This is a genomic window from Bradyrhizobium sp. CCGUVB23 (assembly GCF_024199885.1).
Taxonomy (GTDB): Bacteria; Pseudomonadota; Alphaproteobacteria; order Rhizobiales; family Xanthobacteraceae; genus Bradyrhizobium.
In genome coordinates, this window is the sequence record NZ_JANADQ010000001.1 from 2080569 (window position 1) to 2106506 (window position 25938).

General features: G+C 58.9%; 24 protein-coding genes and 1 pseudogene. 13 read left to right on the forward strand and 12 right to left on the reverse strand.

What is annotated here, in order from left to right; translation table 11 throughout:
• Positions 1-205: 205 nt before the first annotated feature.
• From NLN62_RS09730 to NLN62_RS09750, 5 genes are all read left to right on the forward strand, one after another.
• Positions 206-349: a hypothetical protein gene (locus NLN62_RS09730; protein WP_254108562.1), complete on the forward strand. Its 144-nt coding sequence runs from the start codon at positions 206-208 to the stop codon at positions 347-349.
• Positions 339-671: a hypothetical protein gene (locus NLN62_RS09735; protein WP_254108563.1), complete on the forward strand. Its 333-nt coding sequence runs from the start codon at positions 339-341 to the stop codon at positions 669-671. The genes NLN62_RS09730 and NLN62_RS09735 overlap by 11 nt, the downstream gene beginning before the upstream one ends.
• A gap of 37 nt (positions 672-708) precedes the next feature.
• Positions 709-1230, forward strand: coding sequence for a hypothetical protein (locus tag NLN62_RS09740; protein WP_254108564.1), 522 nt, complete (start codon positions 709-711; stop codon positions 1228-1230).
• A complete protein-coding gene (locus tag NLN62_RS09745; protein WP_254108565.1) occupies positions 1227-1457 on the forward strand; it encodes a hypothetical protein in 231 nt (76 codons plus the stop codon). The genes NLN62_RS09740 and NLN62_RS09745 overlap by 4 nt, the downstream gene beginning before the upstream one ends.
• Before the next feature lie 961 nt (positions 1458-2418).
• Positions 2419-3360 carry a M35 family metallo-endopeptidase gene (locus NLN62_RS09750; protein WP_254108566.1) on the forward strand — a complete coding sequence of 314 codons (942 nt, stop codon included), beginning with the start codon at positions 2419-2421 and terminating at the stop codon, positions 3358-3360.
• A gap of 168 nt (positions 3361-3528) precedes the next feature.
• Here NLN62_RS09750 and NLN62_RS09755 read toward each other — a convergent pair whose 3' ends face one another.
• Positions 3529-3774, reverse strand: coding sequence for a hypothetical protein (locus NLN62_RS09755; protein ID WP_254108567.1), 246 nt, complete (start codon positions 3772-3774; stop codon positions 3529-3531).
• 190 nt (positions 3775-3964) lie between these two features.
• Between NLN62_RS09755 and NLN62_RS09760 the strand changes: the two genes are divergently transcribed.
• Together NLN62_RS09760 and NLN62_RS09765 are read left to right on the forward strand one after the other, a co-directional pair.
• The gene (locus NLN62_RS09760) at positions 3965-5902 is read left to right on the forward strand and encodes a hypothetical protein (RefSeq protein WP_254108568.1); all 1938 of its coding nucleotides are present in this window, start codon (positions 3965-3967) and stop codon (positions 5900-5902) included.
• Positions 5903-6021: 119 nt separating this feature from the next.
• The gene (locus tag NLN62_RS09765; RefSeq protein ID WP_371932946.1) at positions 6022-6162 is read left to right on the forward strand and encodes a hypothetical protein; all 141 of its coding nucleotides are present in this window, start codon (positions 6022-6024) and stop codon (positions 6160-6162) included.
• A 182-nt stretch (positions 6163-6344) separates the two neighbouring features.
• Here the strand turns inward: NLN62_RS09765 and NLN62_RS09770 are convergent, their stop codons facing one another.
• Complete coding sequence (locus NLN62_RS09770) at positions 6345-6689, reverse strand: hypothetical protein (protein ID WP_254108569.1); 345 nt, start codon at positions 6687-6689, stop codon at positions 6345-6347.
• Positions 6690-6846: 157 nt separating this feature from the next.
• On the opposite strand from NLN62_RS09770, the gene NLN62_RS09775 reads away from it, so the two are divergent.
• The gene (locus NLN62_RS09775) at positions 6847-7086 is read left to right on the forward strand and encodes a hypothetical protein (RefSeq protein WP_254108570.1); all 240 of its coding nucleotides are present in this window, start codon (positions 6847-6849) and stop codon (positions 7084-7086) included.
• Between the two features lie 405 nt (positions 7087-7491).
• Here the strand turns inward: NLN62_RS09775 and NLN62_RS09780 are convergent, their stop codons facing one another.
• From NLN62_RS09780 to NLN62_RS09800, 5 genes and pseudogenes are all read right to left on the reverse strand, one after another.
• Positions 7492-7968: a hypothetical protein gene (locus NLN62_RS09780; RefSeq protein ID WP_254108571.1), complete on the reverse strand. Its 477-nt coding sequence runs from the start codon at positions 7966-7968 to the stop codon at positions 7492-7494.
• A 196-nt stretch (positions 7969-8164) separates the two neighbouring features.
• Complete coding sequence (locus NLN62_RS09785) at positions 8165-8371, reverse strand: hypothetical protein (RefSeq protein WP_254108572.1); 207 nt, start codon at positions 8369-8371, stop codon at positions 8165-8167.
• A 12-nt stretch (positions 8372-8383) separates the two neighbouring features.
• Positions 8384-8659: a hypothetical protein gene (locus tag NLN62_RS09790; protein WP_254108573.1), complete on the reverse strand. Its 276-nt coding sequence runs from the start codon at positions 8657-8659 to the stop codon at positions 8384-8386.
• Between the two features lie 277 nt (positions 8660-8936).
• Entirely contained in the window at positions 8937-9092 is a 156-nt protein-coding gene (locus NLN62_RS09795; protein ID WP_254108574.1) for a hypothetical protein, read from the reverse strand.
• A pseudogene (locus NLN62_RS09800) lies at positions 9089-10737 on the reverse strand (PAS domain-containing protein). The gene NLN62_RS09795 and the pseudogene NLN62_RS09800 overlap by 4 nt, the downstream one beginning before the upstream one ends.
• 484 nt (positions 10738-11221) lie before the next feature.
• On the opposite strand from NLN62_RS09800, the gene NLN62_RS09805 reads away from it, so the two are divergent.
• The 3 genes from NLN62_RS09805 (at position 11222) to NLN62_RS09815 (ending at position 14193) form a co-directional block, all read left to right on the forward strand.
• Positions 11222-11842, forward strand: coding sequence for a hypothetical protein (locus NLN62_RS09805; protein WP_254108575.1), 621 nt, complete (start codon positions 11222-11224; stop codon positions 11840-11842).
• 208 nt (positions 11843-12050) lie between these two features.
• Positions 12051-13289 (forward strand): Fic family protein, encoded by a 1239-nt coding sequence (locus NLN62_RS09810; RefSeq protein ID WP_254108576.1) that lies wholly within the window; start codon positions 12051-12053, stop codon positions 13287-13289.
• A gap of 94 nt (positions 13290-13383) precedes the next feature.
• Positions 13384-14193: an IS5 family transposase gene (locus NLN62_RS09815; RefSeq protein WP_254108577.1), complete on the forward strand. Its 810-nt coding sequence runs from the start codon at positions 13384-13386 to the stop codon at positions 14191-14193.
• Positions 14194-14800: 607 nt separating this feature from the next.
• Here NLN62_RS09815 and queD read toward each other — a convergent pair.
• Both queD and NLN62_RS09830 read right to left on the reverse strand, forming a co-directional pair.
• Positions 14801-15157, reverse strand: a complete 357-nt coding sequence (gene queD, locus NLN62_RS09825) for a 6-carboxytetrahydropterin synthase QueD (protein WP_084801965.1) — start codon at positions 15155-15157, stop codon at positions 14801-14803.
• A 94-nt stretch (positions 15158-15251) separates the two neighbouring features.
• The gene (locus NLN62_RS09830; RefSeq protein ID WP_254108578.1) at positions 15252-16565 is read right to left on the reverse strand and encodes an LLM class flavin-dependent oxidoreductase; all 1314 of its coding nucleotides are present in this window, start codon (positions 16563-16565) and stop codon (positions 15252-15254) included.
• Between the two features lie 625 nt (positions 16566-17190).
• On the opposite strand from NLN62_RS09830, the gene NLN62_RS09835 reads away from it, so the two are divergent.
• The gene (locus tag NLN62_RS09835; protein WP_254108579.1) at positions 17191-18177 is read left to right on the forward strand and encodes a pectinesterase family protein; all 987 of its coding nucleotides are present in this window, start codon (positions 17191-17193) and stop codon (positions 18175-18177) included.
• A gap of 244 nt (positions 18178-18421) precedes the next feature.
• On the opposite strand, the gene NLN62_RS09840 is transcribed toward NLN62_RS09835, so the two are convergent.
• Together NLN62_RS09840 and glmS are read right to left on the reverse strand one after the other, a co-directional pair.
• The gene (locus tag NLN62_RS09840; RefSeq protein WP_254108580.1) at positions 18422-19669 is read right to left on the reverse strand and encodes a glycoside hydrolase family 28 protein; all 1248 of its coding nucleotides are present in this window, start codon (positions 19667-19669) and stop codon (positions 18422-18424) included.
• 339 nt (positions 19670-20008) lie between these two features.
• Entirely contained in the window at positions 20009-21835 is a 1827-nt protein-coding gene (glmS, locus tag NLN62_RS09845) for a glutamine--fructose-6-phosphate transaminase (isomerizing) (protein ID WP_254108581.1), read from the reverse strand.
• Between the two features lie 1264 nt (positions 21836-23099).
• Between glmS and NLN62_RS09850 the strand changes: the two genes are divergently transcribed.
• A complete protein-coding gene (locus NLN62_RS09850; protein ID WP_254108582.1) occupies positions 23100-23576 on the forward strand; it encodes a hypothetical protein in 477 nt (158 codons plus the stop codon).
• A 404-nt stretch (positions 23577-23980) separates the two neighbouring features.
• On the opposite strand, the gene NLN62_RS09855 is transcribed toward NLN62_RS09850, so the two are convergent.
• Positions 23981-25150 (reverse strand): hypothetical protein, encoded by a 1170-nt coding sequence (locus tag NLN62_RS09855; protein WP_254108583.1) that lies wholly within the window; start codon positions 25148-25150, stop codon positions 23981-23983.
• Between the last annotated feature and the right edge of the window lie 788 nt (positions 25151-25938).

The following is a 25938-nucleotide window of genomic DNA, read 5'->3' on the forward strand; positions in this document are numbered from 1 at the left end:
GGTGTCCCGCTCGGAGCCGGGAACAATCGACAGGGAAGAACGCATTATATACCGCTCCATCGGCCAGCCGGATCAATCCAACCGGGTCGCGCCGAGAGCGTCAAAGCGGTAGGAACGGGCCGAGAACGGCGTGCGGGAGTGCAGGACTTTTGCCGGAGTATCGAACACGAAGATGTGGTGATCCGGCAGGGCAAGTCCACGCCTGGTGAGCAAGACCGGCCTGGTTCGGACGAAGCGCTTCCGCTGGATTGTCGAGACCGTGCTGAAGCGGCGCCAGGAACGGTTGGTACTCAACGGTGTGGCTGGGGTCCTGGGCGTCGAGGGGATGTCCAACTTCGATGAACAATGAGGAGACCCAGCTCTACGCCTTCGACATGCTTGTAGGGGGCGGCGACGACTATCGCAAGCTGCCGCTGTTCCTTCGGAAGCAGAACCTGGCCCAACTCCTGGCGCGCCGCCCCGAGGGCATCCACGCCGCGCCTTTCGAGCAGGGCGAGATCGGCCCCGATCTATTCCGTGCCGCCTGCAAGATGGGCCTGGAGGGCCTGGTCTCAAAGCACCGCGAGCGCGCTTATCGCGGAGGCCAGTGCGCGCATTGGGTGAACATCAAGAACCCCGCGCATCAGGGATACAGCCGCGTCAAAGACGTTGCGCGAGCGAAGCGCCGATGACTGTGGTATTTCTTCATCGTCAATGATGGAAACTGCTATGGCCCTTCCAAGCCGCGCTCAGACCTTCGCGTTCGAAAACTGCCGGGATTTACTTGATAAACTTGAGAGGGAAATCGACCGATATCAAAAGGTCGACGGCCGCGACGAGGATGAGCCGGAAGCGCTCTTGGCGCTGGTTGATCAGCTAAAAGACAGCGCATTCAACGCAGCCGTGACGGCTTGGCAATTGTGCGATTGGGTGTTCAACGACATGACGCCCGAGCAGCGTCAGAAGTTGAAGATCAGCAGCCTTGGTGATCTGCAGACACACGCGAGGGACAATTGTCGGGCGCTTTACCTATGTCGGCACGCCGCCACGGCGTCCAAGCACTGGGAAGTCAGCCATAAGCCTGATCCCGACGTTCAGGTCGAGGTTTGGCACGACGAAACGGGCTGGACCATCCACTTCGTTGATGGGGCGAACAGTCAGTCCGCCTACGTTGTTTTCGAGTGCACGCGCGCGTTTTGGAATGAATTTATTCGCGGCCATGGCATAGGCAAAGGACAGGACGAGCTATGACAAAATTCCTGAAGCAAGAAATCGAGCAGATGCGGCGCGACATTCAAACCATCCGCGAGAGTCTGGCCGCCTCTCGCGAGGAAATGGCGAGCAACCCGAGCAGAGCGCGCGAGATCGTTAAGGAGAATGTGGACGCCATCAGAGAGGGATGGCGTCTGAAGGACGAGTTGAAGCTGCTGCAGGAGGAGTTGGAGCGCCACCAAGCAGCAGACCGCGATCCCTCCTAAAGCGCTAAGGATGGGCGCGGCGGGAATCGGGCCGCGCATAGGACGCGCGGCGAAAAAATACTTGGAAACGCCTGAAAAACGCACTTCCCGACACTGGGCCGACACTGGCGGCCTCTGCTATTGAGTTCATTGACCTTTTTTCCCCGTGGCGTATCCCGCAAGGGGAAGCTTATTTCCGGGAAAAACGCAACACTCTCGATGACTAACCTCGCGAGTGTCCGTGAAGTGTCAGGAATAGCGTTTTTGAAGCCTTTTTAAGTATTTTTTTCGACACGCCGCCTGGCATGGGTTGCATGGGATTTGCATGACATCATGGTTGAGGTCCGCACCGAACGCCTTGAGTTGGACGAGCTATGGAGCTTCGTCGGCAAGAAGCAGAAGAGGAGTTTTGGCAGTGGTTGATGAACCCGCGACATTCCCGCTTTCGACGGAGTTTCGGTTGGGAGTGGACCTAGTCAGTCAGTTGCCTGCCGACAATTGGAATACACCTAGCCCCGCCTGGAGGCCGTGGCCCACCTATTTGCCGGAGCAAGGTGTATTCGGGCCTGCCACTCCAAATCTAGCAATGTACGTTCGAGGTTGGCAGCACGGCGACCAACCCGCGTCGCCCGAGCTCAGGGCCGCAATGCTCTCCAATGGAGTGCTGCCGAGCGCGTTTCGTCCGCAAACAATTTTCATGATCGGTCACGTGAGCTACACAGCCACGTTCGGGCTATTAGGCAGACCAGACGACATCATCGTCCGCCAAACCGAGACGTTATTGACCGGCGAACGTAGCACCAGTCTTGATACTCGGTCTCCCCCAAGATTACTGGCTCCCGATATGGAGGAGTCCATAACACTCAATGGGGACGTGCATGACTCTCTCAAGTCGGCGCGGCCTCACCTCCGGAGGCTCACGTCTGACGGGCAGGAACTCCAGGCAGTTGGCCCTTTGCCCGGCCTGATGGGGCGCCGAAAAATGAATCCCTATCCCGATGACGCCCACATCATCAATATCGACAGCTATATCAATGATAACCCGTTTTCGGTGATCAATCCCGCAGGCACCAACAGGGTCGAGGTACGCGGTACGCCTCAGCTATTGCACAACTACGAAGACACTGTTGCAAGAGACCATGAACGGGCGAATAGCTTCGTCCGCATCACCACCCAGAAGCTAGAAGCCTACTTGGATCCCCGCATGCGAGAAGACGTCGAGCGAGAGGTGGGACCGGCCTTGAGCAGATATTTTGGTGTCGCGGGCACTCGCAGACAGGACCTCGCCGACATCCGGGAAATCCTCGCAAGCTATAGCAAGGTGGCCACCTATCTCAATCGCTACAAGCCAATAACACAAGGGCAGCGTTTCAAAGCGTGGTTCGTCGACGCTCCTCTGTACCGGATCCGGCCGAGATCCAACGACGCCACGCTTGCTTATGTCAGGGCCGGCCCAGTGACCTGGCCGGAGTGGCGTATCGTTCCAAGATCGTTGCGGTCCCGCTCGGTGAGCTCGGGATGGTCTGGTTTGGGTCTGTTTCTGGCAGGAGGGATGGCGTTCGAGCGTGGCTCGGCGTCGTTCCGTAGCAGTGGGTCAGTTGAGGAACTGCGCGTAGAGCATGCCGGAGCACTAGCTGCGATATTCTTCGGCACCCTCACCATGGGAGTGATTGGTGGATCTTATGCCATGAATCACATCCGGCGCTTGCTCCCCGACAGCGGGATCAATCTGCATGAACGGCACTTCGCCAATTCCGACCGCCTCCGATCCGCAACCGTTGTGCATGAGGCAACACATCTGGTTTTGGGCACTGACGACCATGCCTATCTCGACGAGCCAAGCTTCCATCGCCTATCGACAACCCAATACATGACCAACGCCGATAGTTACGGCCTGTTCGCCGAAGAGGTCAGCCGCCGATGAGCCTTCTTTGGAACGCCAGCGACAGCATTCGATCCGAATTGCACTCCGGTTGCCGCCTCATCCCGGTCGATCCATCTGAACGAGCGGCGCTCGATCTGGCGCCTGGGACGAAACATGTGCTGATCGCGTGGCGCAAGAAGGAGGGCGGCGCTTCGCCTATGACACGGCTCAGATCGAAACTCTCTTCATCGAGTTCCCCGAGCTTCCAATTCCCACCGCCGATTGGGCAGAGTTAGGCTGGACGAGGCTCGGTTTCCAGACCGGTAACCTAACCCTGTACTTCGCTTCGATTATCGCAAGCGGCCGCATCGGGGTGAGATGGGGCAGGGACTTCTCACTCTCTTGCTGCATCGCCGCCACGCCGAAATTTGCGTCGATGCTCATTTCACAGACCCGCTTGTCGACGATTTCCACACTGACACCCTCGAGATCGACTGGACTTTCAGCGCGGATCTGCAGGCTTCTGCTATCGTCGCTTCGCGGACGACAGTGCCGCCCACCGATTGACCCTTGGCTCAAAATCCGACGAAGAATATGCTCCAAACGCCTGCAAACGGTGGTTGACTGATTGCGCGCTGAGTACGATCTGAAGGAGGGATCGACGATGACGGACAGTCCGCCGCACAAAAAGCAAAAGCACGGCTCATCCGGTAACTCTTCCGCCCAGCCAGAACCGGGCCCCTACGAAGTTGATGCGGCACTAATTGCTCTCTTCGCAAAGCAAGCCGAGGGACCCGGCTTCCACAAAAGTTACGTGCTATCGATGAGTCGCGTCGCGCGAAAGTTTAGCGGATGGCTTCGCAAGACCGAAAGGCCGCCACTGGCCGGTCGGTTGAGCCAGCTGGATGGCGATTTGCAGGCCTATACGACCGCGCTCAGCGTTTCTGACCGAGGAGTTCTTTATGTAACGTTGGAACACCTTCGAGCTGTCGGTGCCGGGAGGGCGATCGAGCGTCTTACCCCCGGACCCAGTCCCGCCCGCAGGCTCTCTGACCGGCAGAAACAGCTCTTCGAAAGTGATGCGCAGCTCATTTCAAGAGTCGCAATGGAAGCCGAAAGTGACGTCTCAAAAAACTACTGGGAGACGCTGGAAAACGCAGCGCATAAGTTCGGCGTCTGGCTTCGCCAGACTGGAAGGCAGCCAATGGCCGATCGGTTGAACCGCCAGCTGGATGCCGATTTGCAGGTCTATACGAGCACCCTCGAGCCTTCTTCGCGGCAATTACTTTCGCGGGCGTTGAGACGCCTTCAAAACGCCGTTGCCGGGGGGCCGGTCGGGCATCTTATCAGCAGCCGCGCTGGCCCCATCAAAGCGATGTGTGCTGAGGATGAGAGGCTTATTTCCGACTTTAGGATGGCACCCTTGCCTGTACAACCAGCCACTGTCCGCAACTACGCTTCTGCTCTACGCGGATTCAGTGATTGGCTCCAGGCGCAAAAAAAGAGGTCGATAGCTAGCCGCCTGTACGACGATACGCTGACCCAGGATGCTGAACACTACCACGCTTATGAGAACCATCTGTCGGTTGCGTTGGGGCACCTTCGAAAATTATGCCGCGAGCAGGCGCAATCGAGCGCCGGGCCGGGCACTTACATGGTTGTCGCGCCGGATGTGTCCACGAGCTATGAGCCGCGTCACGATGCTCAAGTTGCCCCGACCTCCGCTGTGCTTCGGCCATTATCGCCTGCCAGACGTGGGGAGCTATCCTCGGCGTACGGCGGCTCGGCGGCGCCTGGCGCATCGTCGGAGGCTGCGGGATGGACAGATGACTTCGTCCTCAGTGAGGGCGATCAAGAACTGCTCAATTCGTTTCTGGACAATCCGGCAGCCGACGGCGCTCCGCAGCACGGCGCATCGCAGGTACCTCCCCCGTTTGTGGGCGGCATCGACGATGCTTCGCCGCCGTGGGATCAAGCCACCGGACGATCTTCATTTGCCGGTACTTCGGAAGCGTCATCGAGTTTCGTCGCTCGCCCGTCGGCGTCCGATTTTGGAAGTGTGGTTGGTTTGGGGTGGGCGCACGGCATCCAACCGGCTCCTCCCGAGCTGATCCGCGCACTCGACACACACGGGCTCCTGCCGGGGCCGTTTCGGCCGACAAATCTGCGGATCCATGGTTGGCTGTATTCGGCGCAGTGGGCAGGGAGAGGAAGAAGCGAGGTCGCGACCTTAAATAATTTGCTCGGCGCTGACATTATGCTGATTCCGCAACCTGGGTTTGAACACCAGGGACCGGTGGAGGTGCGCCCCGGAACTGTTCCATCATTTGCGGTAGCGGCATCGTCCACAGCCGGTGCATCGTCCTCCGGGCAAGGCGGTTCGCAGGCACTGCACGGCCTTCCGGACATCGGAGAGTATGTTCCCCAGGACTTTGCTCACGGCGACCAATACGTCCCAGATGCCATGCTCTGGCTACTGTACGAATGGTACCTCCTGCCGACCGACAATGAGCCCACGACAACGTTTGCCATCAGGAACGAGATCTACACGGCGCAGTGGTGTGATGAGGGCCTATATCTCAAGCATCACGCTCGTCGCTGAACAACGCGACTGGCTGCAAGATGTGAGTCTGTGAGCCCGGGCCTTGCAGCGCCGAAGGGCCTGCCCGCCTGCCAATAGTCTCTCGGCGATCGGCCGAGAGTGCAACGACTCAAGCCGGCGTGCGCCAAGACCTGATCGATGCGCCATGGTTCATCGAGGGGCCAATCGATGGCGTGAGCTTCCGTACCTATATCGAGAAGGTTCTCCTGCCGACCCTTAGGAGAGATGGCAAGGCACGCGAGAGCGGACAGAAGCATTGAGCTATAGCCACCGCGTGGACGGTCTGAGCACGCGGAGCGGATGGGGTATCTGCTTGGCAACGCCAGGGATGTCCGCCCGCAACTCTCAGGCTGGCGACAGTGACGGACAAGTTGGGCCAGTTGGATGAGGCGTGGGACTGCGGCCATGGTCGACGCCGCAAAGGGCAGCACCGTGCGCTATGCTACCATTTCCACGTATCGGGGCTCGTGGCGGTAACAAGCACACCGATTCCGTAGCGGCTGATGGTTACGACGGCATAGGTGTCGCCATCGTAACAGTTCAGCTGGTACTCTCTGAACCGTTCCGACCAGCGCCAATAATCCCGGTTACCGCTCGACGGGAAAAACTGCTTTCGCGGCGAACCCCTGCCGGGCTCAAGACCATTGACATCGAGCTTGATCTCGTTGCCGCCACTTCTCCACAAAACGTGCCCCTTCAGCTTTTCATTGGTCAGATTCACCACAAAGAATTCGTGCCGCCCTCCGCCCTTCATTGCTCCCTTTTCGCCTTTTCTTTCCTTACTCATCACCGGCCCTCGTGAACGGCAGATTCGCCGAGTTTGCTGACGTGATCCCGCCGTCTCAACTATCTGATCTGGTGGGCCGGCGGTCACATCCGGCCCGCAGTTCGCGGATAGCCTTCGGGCATCTTGGTGAGCTGGTTGGAGCTAGTTGGAACGGACAATGCGTATGTCGGTGCGAGCGCGCAGATTGCGGGCGGAAGAGTTCCGGCGGCTCGAGCGGGGTTACCTGCAACAGGCCGAGCATTCGCCGGGAGGGCTCGAACAAGACAGCTTGCTCAATCTCGCTCGGGGTTTCGGATATGCGGCCGAGCAAATCGAGAAACGCGCGGTGATCGGTAAGACAGTGGTTCTCTGCGCCATCGCCGCGCTCGCACTCCTTGCCGTGCTGTACATTCCTTAGGTTGCTCCCGCGCGCGGCGAGGGCATCAGCCATGGTCCCGCACCGGCCTCGATCGCCGCGACGATGCGGTCGCTGAGATGCTGGTGAATATCGAAGCGTTCCTTGCTGTCGTCTCTCCTTTGTTTGCGGCCGTCGGCCGTGCCTGGCGACCGAAGGGACGCGGAGAGACGGACGCCGCACACCGAGAGGTGCGCGCCTGCGCGCGAGGGACCGCCCCTTGCGGCGGACGGATATCCGTGCGCGTCAGGTTCTATCTGCAGGCCTTTTTGCGACACGCACCAAAAATCAACAACATAGGATGGTCTTCGCCATTGTCGAATTCGAGGCCACGTAGATCTCATGCGAAAAACCCCTGCCGATTGCTCGACAGGGGCGCTCTCGACACTTATCTTCATCTGCGCTTCACTAGGTGCGGAAAGCTTCCATTCTGCGAGAGCCCGAGCGGCCTCTTCCTGCCCGCCGTGCCGGACGCTTTGGCGTCTTGGCCAATCCCTCCTTGGCGCCAAGAAGTTCGGCGATGACGGTCTCGGGCGGGGTCAGAAGCAACTTGCTCTGTTCGCCGCCGGAGAAATCACGCCATTTGAGCCTCGTCTTGTAAGGCTTTGCCCGATTGAACTTCTCGGTCGGCTCGAAGGTTTCGACCCTGAACGCGATCTCCCGATTGACGGCGACGCTGTCCTCGGCGAACAGGTGGAGCTCGTGCTCGGTTGCGAACTCCTGCGGTGTCTGTTCGGTGAGAACGACGTCACGGTTGAGCAGAACGAGGCGCGCCTTGAAGTCATTCTCGGGCTTGAACTCGGAATTGGCGGAAGGATCGAAGGGCTCGACGAACGCGACCTGCTCGACGGGGACCAGTCTTTTACCGATGGTGACGACTTTCATGGACATCTCCTTTGTTGTGGTTGATAGGAGATTCCGATGTACCGAAAACACTCCCAATGCTGGACCGAAAGGATTGGGAATCGACGCGGAAGGATTGGTAATGTCCGGGACTCGCTCGCCGAAATGCGAGGTCTCTTGTCAACGCTGTTGAGTACCGCCAAGCTTAAGCTGAAGAGGGGAGGTGTGATGTCGCGCTCTAGCGACCTCGCTCACGGGCCTGTTCGGCATCATCATCTATTCGCCTACGGACCATCTTGTCCCATACATAACCATCGAAATATTCAATGGAGCCGCCGCCACCATTGAGGTAGTGCGTCCAGGCATCAGAGCGCTCGGCCTCGAGACGCTGCGTTGCATTCGGGCCGCGTAACGGCTCGCCGGTTGCTGTCAGCGGCTCCCACATTTGACAGGCTCCTTAATTCGAAAGATCGTCCTCATCGCTAAGCGTCGCGCCGAGCGGGTCGTATTTCCAGAGAGGCAGGCTTTCCTCGACGAGCAGGTCGGCGCCATCGCTGTCCCACGGAAGTACTTTCATGAGCTCGTTTGTCGGGCGCAAGACGAAGCGCCGATGATCGCGTTCTTCCGGATCCAATTGAGCGTCGGGATCATAGGGCATGCCAAGCGCAACAAGACAGAGAACGGCCGCGCCTATTTCCTTGATGCCGGTGAGGTAGCGCTCCGGTTCGGCCAATCTTATCGACCCAGATACACGCTTTCGGTTCACGCCTAGCCTTCCGCAAGAGATCTCGTTCGGACACACCAAGCAGTACGCCGGCTCGGCGAGAGAAAAAAGCGGAAAGCTTGGCAACGGCTCGGAATGTGCGGGACTCGGCTGAGCGTGCCAGCGCGGTGCTCGTCCTCCCGCTCGGCGCAGAGCCGTCCGTCCAGGGGTGCCGCCGCTATTGTCGGCGCTGACATGCTCATAGGGAATGAGCCATCCGAAAGCGGCTCGGCACCAACCCGGTGATCTATTCTTGTTTCAAGGCAATGTTGATCACATTCGCGAGCCGGGCCGCAGCAGGGGCGGCTTGGCCGCGTGCACTATTCCTGGCAGTCGTCTCATACCCGATATCGATGATGAAACGGATGGCCTTCTGATCTTTCAATGCTTTGCGATCGCTCACACGGCAAGCTCCGCCGCCGCGCGTTGCATATTGGAGGACATGTCGCCGGACTGCTCCTCGATCGCGTCGGCGCTGCTCGCCACGAACTTGCTGACGCTATCGATCGCGGACCGGACGCCGTTCAGGGCGGAGACAACCTCCTCGGCAATGGCGTTCAAGGAGGTGATCTCGTTCGATATTCTGGTGGTGGCTTGCTTGGCTTGGTCGGCCAGGTTCCCGACCTCGCCCGTGACCACCGCAAAACCAGCCCCGGCCTCGCCGGCCCGCGCACATTCGATCCTCGCATTCAAGGCGAGCAGATTGATCTGGCCGGTGATGTCTCCGATCAGCTCGACGATGCCGTCGATGGCGCGTGCCGCCGCGTTCATTCGGGCCGCCTGAGTATTGGCCGACTGCACTCGGCTGACAGCGAGGTTTGCTGCCTCCTTCGATTTGGCCATGGTTTGTGAAATCTCGCGGATCGAGGCGTTCATTTCCTCGCTGCCGACTGCAACGGACTCGATCAGCGTGCGGGCGCGCTCTGCGCGCGCACGGGCGAGAGCGGCCTGCGTCACGTCAACCGCGTATTTGACGACCTTGTAGGGCTTGCCATTGAGGCCGAGGATTGGGTTATAGGACGCCTGGATGTAGATTTCCTTTCCGTTAGAACCGATGCGCCGGTACTCGCCAGCCTGGTATTCGCCGTCGTAGAGGCGAGCCCAGAAGTCGCGATAGGCCGGACTGTTGCGCTCGTCGGCCGTCACGAACAGATTGTGGTGCTTGCCCTGGATCTCGCGGAGTGAATATCCCACCGCCTTGAGGAAGTTCTCGCTGGCGGTGATGATTGTGCCAGCCATGTTGAACTCGATGACGGCCTGCGACCTGCCGATCGCATCGATCTGTCCAGACGTATCGACGGCCTTCAGCTTCTGGCTGGTTACATCAGTGGCGAATGTCACCACCCCAAAAGGCGTCCCCTTTTCGTCGAGAACGGGATTGTAGGTAGCGAGCATCCATACTTCCAGGCCCCCTTGGCAATCCGCTTGAATTGCCCGGCCTGGCATTCGCCGCGGTTGAGCCGTGCCCAGAATTCCTGGTAAGCGGCGCAATCGCGCTCGGCCGGATCGACGAACATGCTGTGGTGCCCGCCTTCGATTTCGGCGAGCGTGTATCCCATGGCGCGGAGGAAGTGTTCGTTCGCGCGCTCGATCGTCCCGTCGAGCTTGAAAGAGATCACGGCCTGCGAGCGGTCGATGGCCGCGACCTGGCTGGCATCCTCCATGCTGCGCATCTTCCGCGCGGTGATGTCGGTTGCAAATTCGATGACCTTCGAGGGCCGTCCCGTAGCATCGAGGATCGGATTATAGCAGGCCCGTATCCAGACCTTTGCGCCGCCTTTTGCGACGCGCTCGTATTCAGCGGCGAGGCATTCACCGCGGTTAAGCCGGGCCCAGAACTCGCGATAGCGGGTCGAGTCTCGCTCATCTGCGTCGACGAACATGCGGTGATGGTGGCCCTGGATCTCCGACAGGGCGTATCCCATCATTTTCAGGAACTTTTGGTTGGCCGTAATGAGCGTCCCGTCCATCCGGAATTCGCTGACGGCCTGCGACCGGTCAATGGCGGCCGCCTTCTCCAATTCACCCTGTTTGAAAAGTCCGAACATTCCTTGATGTCTCCTGCAATTTTCCTCTGGCTTCGAGGAGGTTGAATAAAACGCTGGACTTGCGTCCGATACGTCGGAGCACCAGGCGGTGCCAGTATAGCCCTACGCCGCCAATTCCGAGATCAACGGCAGAGGGCAAGCCCGTGTCGCTAGCGCGAACGAACCCTATGCCGTGGCAGGCAGAATCAGGACGAGGCGGTCGACTTCCTTGCCATCGAAACCAACCGTCGCGGGCTCGGTAATCGGCGTGCGCCGGCCATCGAGCTGCCTTTGCTGAGTTCGATCTTCGCGCTTCTCTACTATCTTCTTATTTTCCGAATCAAGAAGAAAATGACTTCAACGAGACGGCGTCTCGCAAAGCACGCGCGCAGGAAATCGTGCAGGGCCGATTCGCAATCCGCGTATATTCGGGACCTTCATATCGACACCCAACACTCTTCGATGGCTCAGGCAATGGCGAGGGCCAGCGCCAACCGCAACCGGATTGAAGCGCGAGGAACTTTGGCAGACAATTGCCTTGGGGGTGAGTGATGATGGCGAGACACCGGCATACGGTTTGGGCAATGCTGTTCGTCGCAAAGGAGAGCGAGACATCCATACGACGGTTCTTAACGCAGCAAATGGGCCTCCGCTCCTCGCTCCTACACGAGCGGCTGCATCTAAGCGTTTACCACGCGAGGCGCGCGCCCTGAAGGGACTGACAAACTACGAAGAGCCCGTTGAAATTGAAGTGGCGGCCGAAGATCTTCGCTTTATGGCCATGACGCCGGGAGGCGAGAACCCCAGACCTGAGATCGATCCAGCCCGGTGCCATGTCGGTGTGCGTGTCAAGCGAACAAGCTCGAGCAGACAGGCGATCCGTTCGTTTCGTGCCCGCTTTTACCCGCTCGAGACCATGGAAGTGATTGGCGTCCGACAGCCCAGCGACCACAATCGCAACGCATTTGGGGCAAGACACTTTCAGCCGCATATCACGCTAATCCGCCCCAACAACGGTTTGAACCGCGACCTGAATGCGATCGGCACGGCGTTTCGAGCAGCCGTTCCGGGAATAAAATTTGATCGCTTCGTTGTTAGATGTCGAACCAACACCAGCTATAACTAGCACGACGCCTCCATCTATAGTTGCGCGTCAGGCGCGCACTGCCTTGTTCGGATCCTTGCCAGGGTCCCGGAAGAACATTCTGGGAACAATTCAATCTTTCGCGAAGAGAGAGGCGGTTCAACCCGCTGATATAGCGGACATAAAAGCGGACTTATGGACGGCTATTTTGCACGTGAATTTTATATATCTACATGATATTATTCAGATTATGACAATTTCTGCAGAGGACAAGAAAGAGGACATCGCCGGGACCGTCGACCGCGGCGAGGTAGTCTTCTCGATAGAACCGCTCTTGATCGGAGAGGATTCCCGGCACCGGAGCGAGCTTACGGATTTGGCCGTCGATCTGGCGGGCAAGTCTGCCGGTTTCAAGAGAAGCCTGCCGCAGAGCCTGTTGGGTGCGTTGGCAGATTTGGTCCGTGCGATGAACTGCTACTACAGCAATCTCATCGAGGGACACGATACTCATCCGGTCGATATCGAGCGTGCACTCAAGAACGATTACAGCGCGGATCCTGAGAAGCGCGATCTTCAGCTTGAGGCCGCCGCGCACATTGCTGTGCAGCGCTGGATCGATGAGGGCAATTTTCGCGGTCGAGCTGTAACCACGGATGGTATCCGCGACATTCATCGCCGTTTTTGTCAACACCTTCCTGAATACATGCTCTGGATCGAGGAGCCTGACACGAAAGAACGGCTTCGTGTCGTGCCCGGCGAACTGCGGCTCCGCGACGTTAAAGTGGGACGTCATGTCGCCGTTAGTCCAGGCGCTGTTCCACGCTTTCTCGCGCATTTTGAGAAGATGTTTGGGAAGGTCGGCAAGACGGACGCGATTCTGGCTGCGGCGGCAGCGCATCATCGCCTCTTATGGATTCATCCATTCCTGGATGGAAACGGCCGTGTCACACGCCTGATGTCGCATGCGATGCTGTCAGATGCGCTCGATACCGGCGCTGTCTGGTCCGCAGCTCGCGGCCTTGCTCGAAATGACGGCGCCTATAAGGAGCATCTCGCGCAATGTGATCTTCCGCGACGCAACGACCTGGATGGTCGCGGCAGCCTCAGCGAGGAAGCACTCGCATCATTCACCCGCTTCTTCCTTGAGACCTGCATTGACCAGGTGAACTTCATGGAATCGCTCATGCAGCCTGATCGGCTGCGCACGCGCATATTGCTGTGGGCGGAGGAGGAGATTCGCGTCAACAAGCTGCCCCCTAAGGCAGGTGCGGTGCTTGAAGCAATCCTCTATCGCGGCGAGCTTCCGCGCGGCGATGTAGCCGGCCTTCTCGGTCTGACGCCACGTCATGCCCGACGTATCGTCTCTGAACTCCTCGGCCGCGGCGTCCTCAGCTCAAAGGGGCCACGTGATCCGTTGTTGCTTGCGTTCCCCGCCGCCCTCGCCTCGCGGTGGATGCCGGGACTGTTTCCGGAGCACGCAGATGAGTGAGCAGGGCATGAGCTTGTCGGCAGACACAGAGGCGCGCAAAGCGGCTCTAGAGGCTGTTAGGGACTGATTAACCATAGATGTTGAGGTTTGGGGGATGTCGATTCCCCGCGAGCCTTATCCTTCTGACGTTTCCGATGACGAGTGGGCGCTTGTTGCGCCGTATCTGATACTTTTGCCCGAGGACGCCTCGCAGCGGACGCACGCACTTCGCGAGGTGTTCAACGGCCTGCGCTATATCGTGAAGACCGGCGCGCCCTGGCGCTGGATGCCGAACGATTTGCCGCCGTGGGAGATCGTCTATCAACAGGCGCAGCGGTGGTTGCGCGCGGGTTGTTTTGAGGCCCTGGCCGAGGATCTGCGCGTCATCCTGCGCCTTGCGGCTGGACGACCCGCGCAGCCGACCGCCGCCATCATCGACAGTCGAACTCTGCGCTCGACGCCCGAGAGTGGCGCCCGCGGCGCCTACGACGGAGCCAAGCGCAAGAAAGGTTCGAAGCTGCATCTGGCCGTCGATACGCTCGGCCATCTTCCGGCGCTGCATGTCACGCCCGCCAACACCGACGATCGCGCCGAGATTGGCCGGATCGCCAAGACGATTCAGGCAGAGACTGGTCAGAGCGTCGAAGTCGCCTTCGTTGACCAGGGCTACACAGGCGACAAGCCTGCAACGGCGGCTGCAGAACACGGCATTGCCCTCGAGGTCATAAAGCTGTCGGAGGCCAAACGAGGCTTCGTGCTGCTCCCAAGGCGATGGGTCGTCGAACGATCCTTCGCGTGGGCCACACGCTTCCGAAGACTTGTCAAAGACTACGAGCGATGCGCTCAGACCCTCGCCGACCTCCACCTCATCGCCTTCGCATGCATCATGCTCAAAAACGTCGCTAAACTCGCTGCTGGTTCCTAACAGCCTCTAGAGATCGTCGCCACCAAATGCCGTTGCCGCGCAGGGGGCCGCGTGATGCGCCCTGCGCTGTGCTCGACCTTCCTCGGCTGGTGCCAGGGCCGCGCACCTTTTTCAAGTTCGCGAACGATGTGATCGGTGATCTTCCGATCCCCATGGCTTCATGGGGCTTGGGCTCGACGGCCTGGGGGCCGCAGGCCCCACACTTTTCATCGAACACGATTCAGGAAGGAAATCGGTTGCTCCACGTTCAACGCGGCGATCTGGATTCCGCACATGGGAGAGTTCAAACCAGTCCCGTCGCTGCCTATGATGTGTAGATGCCCGGCTACGAAAAGCCTCCATGTTGGACCAGCGCAGCGTGCGCTCGGAGCCCATTACGATTCCCGAGCTCACCGGGGAAACCAGCGAGAACTGTGAGACGCTGCTGCGCGCGCTAGATCAGCCGTTGAGGGAAATGCTCAGCCATGCCTTCTGCTCTACAAGGCCATCTCACGAACTCTTTCAGCCGAGATTTCGATTTCGCGAGCTTTTGGATTGCAGCCTCGAACCCAATGTTCGAGCCGCTCTAATCAACCCCCGCGGCCGACCAAATAGGCTGCTTCCCTTTTCATCGTCCGTCATATTCGGCCCAAGCATCGGATGTTTCATAGACTCGAACGCACGACATTCCTTGAAATTTGCGATTCAGTCTTTCCCAGATCCAAATGGCAATGTTTTCCGCCGTGGGATTCCCCAATCCTTCGATCTCATTCAGACATCGATGATCGAGTGCATTCATCACTTCGACGAAGGCCTCCTCGAGGTCGAAGAAATCTACGACGAATCCTGTGATCGGATCCACCGGTCCATCGAGTTGCACTTCAACTCGATAGGAATGGCCGTGCATGCGGCTGCACCTATGTGCGGCCGGCACGTTCGGGAGACGGTGAGCTGCCTCGAATTTGAACGCGTGTGATATCTTCATTGGGGCTCAGATGCTTGCAGATGTGGTGATCCGCCGTCGCCGATGCGAGCGGCGCCGAACATGAAACAGGCAAGTTCCGCGGTGACCTTCGCCATCAGTCGATCTTGGCTGCCTTGGCATAGGTTTCCCGTGAAACCATCGGAATGGCCCCTCCGCGGGTCGGATCCGCGAAGGGGCCGCCCGCCGAAGCGTAGTTCTTACCGGTGCGACGCTCGAGTACGATGCCCATAGCCTCGATGTTCGGGATGTCCGTTTCGCGCAGCTCCGGCATCAAGGGCTTGCGGGCCAGCGCCGCCTCTACGTAGGGTGCCAGTTCCTCTTCTTTACGTCGGACGCGCTCGTCTTCCCGTTCCTTTAGTGCGGGCATAACCTCTTTGGCAAACAGCTCGAGTGCCTCGCAGATATGCTCGTGCTTATTCAGTCCGCATTGCTGGATGAAGATCATCTGGTCGATACCGACATCCGCGTAGCTCATGAGATGGTCACGAACGCTCTGAGGCCGACCGATGCTGCCCGAGCCCGGCGTCTCCTTCATGTCGTCTTTGACCGCTTGGAAGCGCCGCCACAAATTCGTGCGCCCAGGACGATGTTCACCATATATCGCATAATGTGCGATCGAATATCCGAAAAACTTGAAACCATCGATTCCGCGACGCATCGCTTCCTCGACACTCTCATGAACCATCATACCGTTGAGCGTTGCAATATTAGCGTTCACCGAATGACCGATGGGAACGCATTCGTCGGACTTGATTGTCTCATAGTATTCGTCCCGCCAGAGTTTTGCTTGAGACGCTTCGACAAACCCAAAGACCAGCGCGCCTACACCATAACGGGCGGCGCGCAAAATGCTGTCGCGCCGCGAACAAGCCATCCAGAGCGGTGGGTGCGGCTTCTGTATCGGCTTTGGCACGATGTTGCGGGGAGGCATTTTGAAGAATCGCCCCTCGTATCCCGGATACGGCCGCATCGTCATCATATTTGCGGTCTGTTCGACGCCTTCCCGCCACATGGCACTCTTCTGCTCGGGTTCTATTCCAAACCCATGCATCTCGATTAGCGAGGCGGATTCTCCAGTCCCCCAGTCGACGCGTCCTCCAGAGATAAGATCGAGCGTCGCGAGGCGCTCAGCTACCCGCGCTGGATGATTGTAGTGCGGCGGCGAAAGACAAATGCCGTGGCCAACACGGATATTCTTCGTACGCTGCGAAACGGCACCCAGAAAGACTTCGGGCGCGGACGAGTGGGAGTATTCCTCCAGGAAGTGATGCTCGACCTGCCACATGTAATCGAATCCGAGCCGATCGGCGAGCTCGATCTGCTCCAGCGCGTTGTCGAACAACTTTTTTTCGCCGCCATTTTCCCAGGGCTGCGGTAATTGGTGCTCATAGAACACTCCAAGCTTCATCAGTTTTCCTCTGGCGGAACAGTCATAGCCGTTCGTATTTCTCGGATGCGATCTGCGTGGTCGCGCCATCGATCGCTGACCACAGGCATCATGCGATCTGCGTTCTTGCTCCAGAATTTGTAGGCACAACTTTTATCCCGATATGCAGGGCTGCACTGCCGGCTTGGGAAGCCAGAGTTTGGCAAGGGCATTGGTCCGCACCAGCTGGCCTGGCCTCATCTGAACTCCCTCGCCAGCGACTGCAATATCGCCGTGACGGCGCCCTTTGACTACCGAGCAATCTGCGTGCCAGGGCTCTGCAAGCCACGATTGAAGAGAGGATGCAACGATTTGCATCGCGCCGACGCGACGTTCTCACCCTAATGTCGTGTTTCGGACATGGGTCACTCCAAGCAAGGCAGGGCGAAATACGACGAAACCAAGTGTCGAGTTCCGACAATTTTCATATTCGTCCTCACTCCGACGCAGAAGCGGCGCGATCGTCATCCACGATTGAAGTTGCCCCATGCATCCAGGTGTGGGACGGGTAGGAGCTGCCTCTATGGGCACATGTTGGACGCAGCTGGTTTGGGCGAGCATTGCAGCCGCAAGTGAGCAACTGGCCCGACAAAGAACGGGGACCGTTGTGCGATATTTCCTGATTTCCACTGCCATTCTGACCAGCTGCTTTCAGCTCCCGAAAACCTGTGCTGAGCAAATTCTTGTCTCGCCATCCGGCGACAAGGCATATCGCTCCATCCAGGAGGCCATAGACGCATTGCCAGCTCGAGGCGGCGACATTCTGATTGCGCCGGGCATCTATCGCGAGAAGGTAAAGGTCGGCAAATCTGGCGTTCATATCAGAGGCACCGGGAAGAAGCCGGAAGACACGGTTGTCGTCTATGGCGACGGCGCGATCAAAGTGGGTGGAACCGTTCATTCCGCCACAATGGACGCATCTGGCGATGACTTCCGGCTCGACAATCTAACGGTACAAAACGACTATTCCCTAAATCCGGTCAATGCGCCGTCGCAGGCGGTGGCGCTGGCTATTACTGGAGACAAGGACGTTATTACCCACACCCGCCTACTCGGCGCACAAGACACGCTGTTCGCCAACAAAGGGCCTAATGGCCGAAGAGCACGGCAATATTTTTCGGACTGCTATATCGAGGGACATGTCGACTATATATTCGGAAACGCCAAGGCCTATTTTCAGCGTTGTGAGCTGCACGGCGTCGCCCATCAGGCAGTGGTGTACACCGCACAAAGCAAAGACTCGCCGGAGGAGGACAGCGCCTATGTTTTTGACCATTGCACTCTGACCGCCGATCTCGCCGCACGTGGCATCGCTCTTGGCCGCCCTTGGCGCTCTTATGCTACGGTGATCTTCTTATCCACCAAGATGAATGCTCCGGTGATAGCGGAAGGCTGGATCGAGTGGGATCGCGACAAGACCAACAGACTGATGACAGCCTACTATGCCGAATACCAATCCACCGGAATCGGCGCCAATCTCAGAGGACGGGAGCCTTACTCCCATCAATTGACGGACGGTGAAGCTAGGCAATGGTCCCTCAAATCTTTTTTTGCCGATGACACGAACTGGCTGCCGAACTCATTGTCAAAATAGGAACTAAGGGCCGGTCGTGGAAATTTGATCCGTCTGCCGTCGCACCGTTCTCTCGCGCGCACACGACCGCCTCGCGAACCTCGTCAGATTCTAGGACAGCCAAGCTTATCCCTCGATTAGGCCCCGAGTAACAACGCGAGCCACATTCCGAGCGCCTGCTATTCTTGTTCGGTCAAGTGCGGATGCTACAACGAAGCGATGAGTACTACCGGGGCGCGGGGCCGTCCTGGGCGTTGGGAGGTGGTTAGCGGAATGCCTTTGCACAGCCTTCCCATGCACCCGACGACAGTGGGGCTTGCCCACTCCGCAACGGCGGCCACACGTCGGACACCACCACATCTGCATTTTCCACCTGCCAGGTCGCAGAATCGGAAAATCGCACATCGTCGAGCGCAATCTCAAGGTTATGACCTCCATCAAGCCCGTGCATCACCAGCGCACCATCACCGCCACGCACGTGGCGTAGGGCGATCTTTCGGTAGAGCGGAATTCGGTTACCGGATGCATGGATGTCATAGCGTGTATCAAAATAGATGGGCCATCGGTTGCCGCGCAGGCACACATTCTCATAGGTCACCCTCTCCACCAGACCGCCCCGGCTGACATCGCTCTTGATGCGCAGGCCAGACGTCGTGCCGTCCAGGGTCAGGCCGTGCACCAGTATGTCGCTGACACCTGAGCTCACTTCACTGCCGATCGACATGCCGTGCCCCCAGCCAAAGTAGTTGTCGATAATGGAAATATGGCGTGTGGGACCATTGTTGCCTGCTTTGATAGCCACATTGTCGTCTCCAGTGCGGATCTGACAGTGAGTAATCGTCACATCCTGGCTGGCGCCGGGATCGATGCCATCTGTATTGCGGGCGTCGGCCGCTGTATCGATCGTGACGCCCCAAAAGGTGGCACCTTCGACCCGGTTCATCGCCACGTGGAAATTGGGCGCATTGCGCAGTGTGATGCCGTGGAAGGTGATGTCATGGGCATGATCGATCTGGATCAGGCGTGGGACGTTCTGATAGCCGCCCTCGGCTTGCGCGCGCCGAGCCAGCTGCCACCAACTCTCGGTAGTGCCGACCATGAGCGCACCGCCCTGGCCATCGATAATGCCCTCGCCATAGATGCCGCCACCACGTGTTTTGGAGAAGCTGATGAATGGCCGGCAGCCATCGCCCTTGCCTTCGATGCGACCGCAATTTCCGAAGCCTTTGTCATAGGCCTCCCTCTGGGCAACCGCGACAAGCGTGGCGTCGCGCTCGATCCACAGCGTTACTCCGGATTTCATCTCGAGGGGGCCCGACAGGAACGTCCCGCCGGACAAATAAACCGCTGAGCCAGGAGGGCAGTGAGCAATGGCGTCTTGCAGCCCGGCTGTGTCGTTTTGTCTCGACGGCGCCAGGCGGGCGCAGACATAACCAGGTGCGACAGGTTCGGCGACCGTGCGGCGATCTTTCGCTTGTGCGCCGGCGCCTACGGCGGCGAGCATGGACAGCATTGCCCAATAGCGTAATGGGACTAACATGAACAACCTCTTCGTTTTGCGGCGCCACCCATGCTTGCCGTCGTCATCCGAAAGCCGAATGCCAAGTTGCTTCTAGCTCTCGTTACACAGAGCTGACAGACAAGCAGTCAAGCCAGCAGAGGCTTGACGAAAACAAATTTGCAAAAGTGTGGTAAGTCCACGCGACACAGAAACAAAAGATGCTCGCCAGGTCTGATCATATGAGGCGGCGCCTGCCAGCAAATCTGAACTGCTGGAGCTCTTGGTCGGTCATGAACTGCTCAATCATGATGTTCCAACCGAGTTTGAGGGCTGATGACCGTGCTGTCGCGCTTATTCCACTGTCACGGATTTCGCGAGATTGCGCGGCTGATCGACGTCGGTGCCCATCACCACCGCCGTGTGGTAGGCCAAAAGCTGCACCGGAACGGCATAGACCATCGGCGTGAAGGCAGCCGCCATGTCGGGCATGACGATGGTGACGAGGGTATCGACCGTCGCCTCCGCAGCGCCCTTGGCATCCGTCATCAGGATGATGTTGCCGCCGCGGGCGGCGACTTCCTGCATGTTGGAGACGGTCTTCTCGAACACGCGATCGTAGGGCGCAATGACGACGACCGGCATGGTCTCGTCGATCAGCGCGATCGGCCCGTGCTTGAGCTCGCCGGCAGCATAGCCCTCGGCGTGGATGTAGGAGATCTCCTTCAGCTTCAGGGCGCCTTCGAGCGCGAGCGGGAAGCTGGTACCACGGCCGAGATAGAGCACGTCGCGCGACTTGGCGATCCTGTGTGCAAGCTTCTCGATCTGCACTTCGGTGGCGAGCGCGTCCGCCATCAGGCGCGGGATCTCGACCAGGCCGTGCACGAGCTTGGTCTCGTCCTCCTCGGACAATTCGCCGCGCGCCTTGCCGGCCGCGACCGCGAGCGAGGCAAGCACCATAAGCTGGCAGGTGAAGGCTTTTGTGGACGCGACGCCGATCTCGGGACCGGCGAGCGTCTGGAGCACCGTCTCGCTCTCGCGCGCGATCGTCGAGGTCGGCACGTTGACGACGGCGAGCGTGTGCACCCCTTCGGCCTTGGCGTAGCGGAGCGCCGCGAGCGTATCGGCGGTCTCGCCCGACTGCGAAATGAAGATCGCCAGATCGCCCTTGCGCAAGGGAGACTCGCGGTAGCGGAACTCGGAGGCGACGTCGACCTCGACCGGCAGGCGCGCGATGCGCTCGAACCAGTATTTTGCGACATAGCCGGCGTAGCTCGCCGTGCCGCAGGCCGTGATCGTGACGCGCTGGATGTCGCGGAAGTCGAACGGCAGCTTCACCGGCAGCGACACGCGCTCGGATGCCATGTCGACATAGCGGGCCAGCGTGTGGCCGACGACCTCGGGCTGCTCGTGGATTTCCTTCGCCATGAAGTGGCGGTAGTTGGCTTTGTCGACCAGCGAGCTTGAGGCCGCATGCTTGATCTTGTCGCGCTGGACGGCGCGGCCGTCCTTGTCGAAGATGGCAACGCTGTTGCGGGTCAGCACGACCCAGTCGCCGTCCTCGAGATAGCTGATCGTGTCAGTGAACGGACCGAGCGCGATCGCGTCCGAGCCGAGGAACATCTCGCCGTCGCCGTAGCCGATCGCGAGCGGCGGACCGTTGCGGGCGCCGATCATCAGGTCGCCCTCGCCCGCGAAGATGAAGCCGAGCGCGAACGCGCCGCGCAGCCGGCTCAAGGCGAGCTTTACCGCCTCGACCGGCTTGTTACCGCGCGTCAGCAGATCGTCGACCAGATGCAGAACGATCTCGGTGTCGGTCTCGGTGCGGAACACCGTCCCCTTCGCTTCGAGCTCCTCGCGCAGTTCGCGGAAATTCTCGATGATGCCGTTATGGACCACCGCGAGGCGCTCGGTGGCGTGCGGATGGGCATTGTGCTCGGTCGGCTTGCCGTGGGTGGCCCAGCGGGTGTGACCGATGCCGGTCGTCCCCTTCAGCGGCTTGTCACGCAGCCGCGCCTCGAGGTTCTTCAGCTTGCCTTCGGCGCGGCGGCGCTCCAGGTGATTGCCTTCGAGCGTGGCAACGCCTGCGGAGTCGTAGCCGCGATATTCAAGCCGCTTGAGCGAATCCACCAATTGCTCCGCAACCGGTTCGCGCCCGAGAATGCCGACAATCCCGCACATGCGGATCAATATCCCCCAACTTCAGTAAAATTGATTTTCAAAGTCGCTTTACTTTCTTGCGACGCTCGATTGCCAAAGATGCTCAAACAATTGTTGCGAGGTCAGATGGCTTTTGTCCTACGATTCGCTGTCGGACCAGTTAACCCCATGCGTTCTTACGTATGAGGTCGCTTCAACAGTGCCATTTCGCCAAGACGCAGTGCGGCTTCGGTGAGTGCGATCGAATACCAGCATGTAGCGGCAGCAAAGGAAACGACAGTTTCGATGTGAGTGAAATAATCACGCGCGAGCCGACGGACGCCGTATCTAATCGCGAGCCACGGCACGCATAGTCCCTTCTCCCGGTAGCAAAGATAGCAATCGTAGCCGCAATAGGGCTCCCGCGTGGACATATCTCGCAAGTAGCCGACTTCTAGTGGTCGATGACACTCGATGCAGATCGACGAGCTGCTTGGTGTCCTGTGATTTACCAAAATGAACTTCATGATCATCGGTTATATGGAGAGTGATTCATGATGCGCCGACGCGACTGTTAATGGATGCGCGGCCGCTGCCGGAATGAAGCGCATACTGGATTACGAACTGCCGCCTGCACGCTGTCACTCGTCCGCGCCACACAAAAGATGCCCGGCCACTTTCGGTGGCCGGGCAGAAGTCAGTCTCGGAAGGAGCGATGCGACTGCACATCGCGCCAGCTTCCGTCGGCAGAGGGAGGGGCTGCTGCCGACGGTCCATTTGCGGCGAGGGCATTCGCCGCTAACCTTAGCCACAGATGGCCAATGTCCGTCCCGAACGAAATCTGGTGTTGCTTTCTTCTGTTCTATCGAAACGGGATCCACTGAATTCGGCCTCATGCCAACCGAAGCACGTGGCCGGACTTGACGTGCGCTGGTATTGACGCTCGACGTACATCGACTGTTTCTCCAGGCCAGTTAAGCAAGGATCGATAACCATTCCGATATGACTGAAGGCTTTTCTCCAAGCCGACTTTTGCCTTATGCGGCATCCTATCAGACTGGTAAAATCGATTGTGTTGATGGGCTGCATCTACGCTGTGGATCACTTTAAGACTTACCTTTCGGGGCCGTCGTGGCGACTTCGCGGTTTCGAGATCCTCGCCTGCGCTATCTGTACGAGCTGGGCAGGTCCGCGGCCTGCCGCTTATCGAGTTTGCGCTACTAGGGCTCACCTTCCTTCGCTAAAGCCGAGGATTACCAAGCTAGAATGCGTTGCCGTCAAAGCGCGCTCTTCAGCCAAGCTCAGGATGGATCCGAACGCGTTCGCCGCTGTCCGTTTGTACCAACTCGGCCCTGTAAGGCACACCGTGGATGTTGACATACGTTGGGCGCCCGACAGCGGGCATGAGGCCCTCGCCTTCCAAGGCTCTGGCAAGGTAATTCGGAAGCAAGCGTTCGCGATGTTGCCACCCACCGCGGATGAGATAGCCAAGATCGGGTACAGGCCGAAGGGATTGCCCAGTGGCCCGAACGGATGGCCCAGCTTCATCTATCTGGCTAGCGCGCGGATGATGGATGAGACGAACGTCGTTGCGCCCTCCCGGCCCCAGCGTAACCGAGTAAAGCTCTCCGTGGATCTCGACCTGCCGCGGGCCGAACTGGTTTGGCAGTCGATCAATGTTATGGAGGATGTCGATGACCACGTCCGAGGCCGGCTGGGAGCCGTGGCGCCAACCCTCACCGATGATTGGCCCGATATCCCCGACCTCCTGCTGGGGAACTGATGGCCCAACGAACGACGGCGGTCTGGCCCCGCCAAGTGCGGGCCCAGAGTGCGCATCGTCGTACAATTCGTACGGTGTGGGAGGATTCAAATTAACCAGTGGCTCAAGATCGCCATAGATGTCCGACGGCATCCGCGCGGCGGATGATGATGACGCGGGTTCTTGCATAAACTCCCTCCAGACGCCCCAAGCCCCTTCGCTCGGTGTCTCTGGCATTGCGGAAAGATCCTGGGCTGGGCTCAGCTGCGGTCCACGGACCTGTGTGGCTGATGGTGAATCGGGTTGTTGCATGACCTCCCTCCAGAGATCCCATGCCCCGTCACTTGGTGTGGCCGGCATTGCGAGAGGATCTTGCGGTGGGCTGGGCTGTCGAACTGTATTCCCGGCAGCATCCTCAGGAGGACCTAATCCCAGCGCTTGATTTGCGTCGACCACTTGTTGATATCGCTGGAGCCGGAGCAAATCGGCGTCGATTTTGCTGTCCCCAGTTTGCTGCCTGTACTCCTTGACGTCTTGAGCGAGCCCTTGAGTGAAGAGCCTGCCAGCCATGGCTCCCCTCTCTCGCGTTTCAGCCAGTCACTCAGCCTGGAAAGACGGCTAGCCTGTCGGTTCACAGTCTCCGGCTCGACCCTATGTGTCCTTTTTTCCGCCGCCCTCCACATGTCGATCAGGGTCGCGTCCACGGCATAAGGAGCCAATCGAAAGCTATCGGTTGTCACAGCCTTTCCGGCCTTGACATCCCGAAGCTTCTTCAAAGCCGCATCCGTGCGCCTTCTGTTGATATTGCGAGCCTTCGCGTAGGCCTCTAAATCGCGATCCAACCCCGGTTCCAGCGCAGGATTACCCAGCCGGTAGGCGATTTGTGCCCTTCCATTCTCGTTAAGCCAGGCGCTGAAATTGCGAATGTCGGCTCGAGCATTCCGAATCGTGCCAGCGCTCAGCCCTGTGGCTTGGCTCTCGAACTCGTTCAAGAGCGCCTCGTCCTCCTCGAAGACGCCGCGTATGCGGGCCGGTTGCTTGGCGTGATCAACTCGAATGCTTGTTGAAAGGATATCATGCTGCGCCTGGAAGCCAGACGATTTTCCGCTGCGTCTCCCTCCGAACGCCTTCCCCACTCCTGACTTGATGCGCGACCATAGTCCCCGTTTCTTGCTGCTCTTGGCTTGGGTCGGGGACTCCGAATCGGATGACGGGATGTACCGTGCACTGCCGAAGCGATCACCCCGCAGATCGGACTGCGGCTGTTCTTCGATCCAATCTCTAGGGAGAGCGCAGGGGATATCAACGCTGCGCCGCGTGGACCTGAACGCGCTCCCCGCCTGTCGCGGCATCCGCATCGAACCACCGATGTCGCCCCACCGGATCGCTCCACTCCCTCCGGGGCGAGCATCAGGCGAACTGGCTTCTGCGGAGTTTTCGCTAGACGAGCTCAGTTGCAACTCGCCCAATCGCTCCTCAAAACCTTGAACGGTATCGCCGGAGCGCTGATCGGCCTGCGGCTGCTGACCGTACGCCCGCGCGAATCCTTCCACATCAAAGTCGAACAGGTTGAAATTGTTGTTCGTTCGCTCCATGCCACCTCACAAATCCGCGCAGCTGGAAGACATCGAACCTGGCCCACGGGACACGGCCGAGTGAAGTCGTGAAAGCTCTGGCCCCGGTTCCGCGTATCGAGTCTGCAGCCCAGCAGATTAATCGTGCGTACTGTCAGCAAGCGGGCACCCCTTCAGTTCATATTGACATCGGCCAGTCCGTGTCGTTCTCAGTCTGGTAGAAGGAATTGACGTTCAGATTTTTGGGACACTCCTCAATAGGTCAGTTAGCTGTTCAGGAGCTGACAAGCCCCAAAATTTCAGCGATCAGTTGCGACTTCTTCCACGGCACGATACGGCCTGCTCTTCAGACGATTTTGAGCGAGCACGCGACTTCAAAATTGTCCTGACTCGGCACACCCGACCAAACACGAGCCTTCCCCGCGCAGCTCGCGAATGGCGATTGGTGCGGAGCCGCGAAATGGAGTTCGCATCCATTCCTACAACGGCGTCTCGAGAGAGAGGCTGCGCCTGCGCCATGTCTGAAGCGGTGAGCCCAACTTAAAGGAAGCGGGGGGAGATGTTTTCGTGGTTGCCGATCCCGCACGGAGGACCGGCCGATTGGAGCGGGAGATGACGTTCCGATTGACAAAACGACGAAAAGATGGCGCGAAACGCCAATTCAAGAGTATTCATTCGACGTAGGCCGCAGAGACACCGCTTATGGAGTTAACGGTTTTTTCTGTGGAACTTGTAGGCTCGATCAGTTTTTCGATTCCGAAGTCGGGTCTGAAGGCCGACCTCTCCGACGCCTAAACCCAGATCACCCG

Bases quoted from the DNA above. Each gene is read 5' to 3' on its own strand.
- NLN62_RS09735 (WP_254108563.1), top strand. From the start codon at position 339: ATGAACAATGAGGAGACCCAGCTCTACGCCTTCGACATGCTTGTAGGG.
- NLN62_RS09740 (WP_254108564.1), top strand. From the start codon at position 709: ATGGCCCTTCCAAGCCGCGCTCAGACCTTCGCGTTCGAAAACTGCCGG.
- NLN62_RS09745 (WP_254108565.1), top strand. From the start codon at position 1,227: ATGACAAAATTCCTGAAGCAAGAAATCGAGCAGATGCGGCGCGACATT.
- NLN62_RS09750 (WP_254108566.1), top strand. From the start codon at position 2,419: ATGAATCCCTATCCCGATGACGCCCACATCATCAATATCGACAGCTAT.
- NLN62_RS09760 (WP_254108568.1), top strand. From the start codon at position 3,965: ATGACGGACAGTCCGCCGCACAAAAAGCAAAAGCACGGCTCATCCGGT.
- NLN62_RS09770 (WP_254108569.1), bottom strand. From the start codon at position 6,689: ATGAGTAAGGAAAGAAAAGGCGAAAAGGGAGCAATGAAGGGCGGAGGG.
- NLN62_RS09775 (WP_254108570.1), top strand. From the start codon at position 6,847: ATGCGTATGTCGGTGCGAGCGCGCAGATTGCGGGCGGAAGAGTTCCGG.
- NLN62_RS09780 (WP_254108571.1), bottom strand. From the start codon at position 7,968: ATGAAAGTCGTCACCATCGGTAAAAGACTGGTCCCCGTCGAGCAGGTC.
- NLN62_RS09785 (WP_254108572.1), bottom strand. From the start codon at position 8,371: ATGTGGGAGCCGCTGACAGCAACCGGCGAGCCGTTACGCGGCCCGAAT.
- NLN62_RS09810 (WP_254108576.1), top strand. From the start codon at position 12,051: ATGACAATTTCTGCAGAGGACAAGAAAGAGGACATCGCCGGGACCGTC.
- NLN62_RS09815 (WP_254108577.1), top strand. From the start codon at position 13,384: ATGTCGATTCCCCGCGAGCCTTATCCTTCTGACGTTTCCGATGACGAG.
- queD (WP_084801965.1), bottom strand. From the start codon at position 15,157: ATGAAGATATCACACGCGTTCAAATTCGAGGCAGCTCACCGTCTCCCG.
- NLN62_RS09830 (WP_254108578.1), bottom strand. From the start codon at position 16,565: ATGAAGCTTGGAGTGTTCTATGAGCACCAATTACCGCAGCCCTGGGAA.
- NLN62_RS09840 (WP_254108580.1), bottom strand. From the start codon at position 19,669: ATGCTGTCCATGCTCGCCGCCGTAGGCGCCGGCGCACAAGCGAAAGAT.
- glmS (WP_254108581.1), bottom strand. From the start codon at position 21,835: ATGTGCGGGATTGTCGGCATTCTCGGGCGCGAACCGGTTGCGGAGCAA.
- NLN62_RS09850 (WP_254108582.1), top strand. From the start codon at position 23,100: ATGGATCCGAACGCGTTCGCCGCTGTCCGTTTGTACCAACTCGGCCCT.
- NLN62_RS09855 (WP_254108583.1), bottom strand. From the start codon at position 25,150: ATGGAGCGAACGAACAACAATTTCAACCTGTTCGACTTTGATGTGGAA.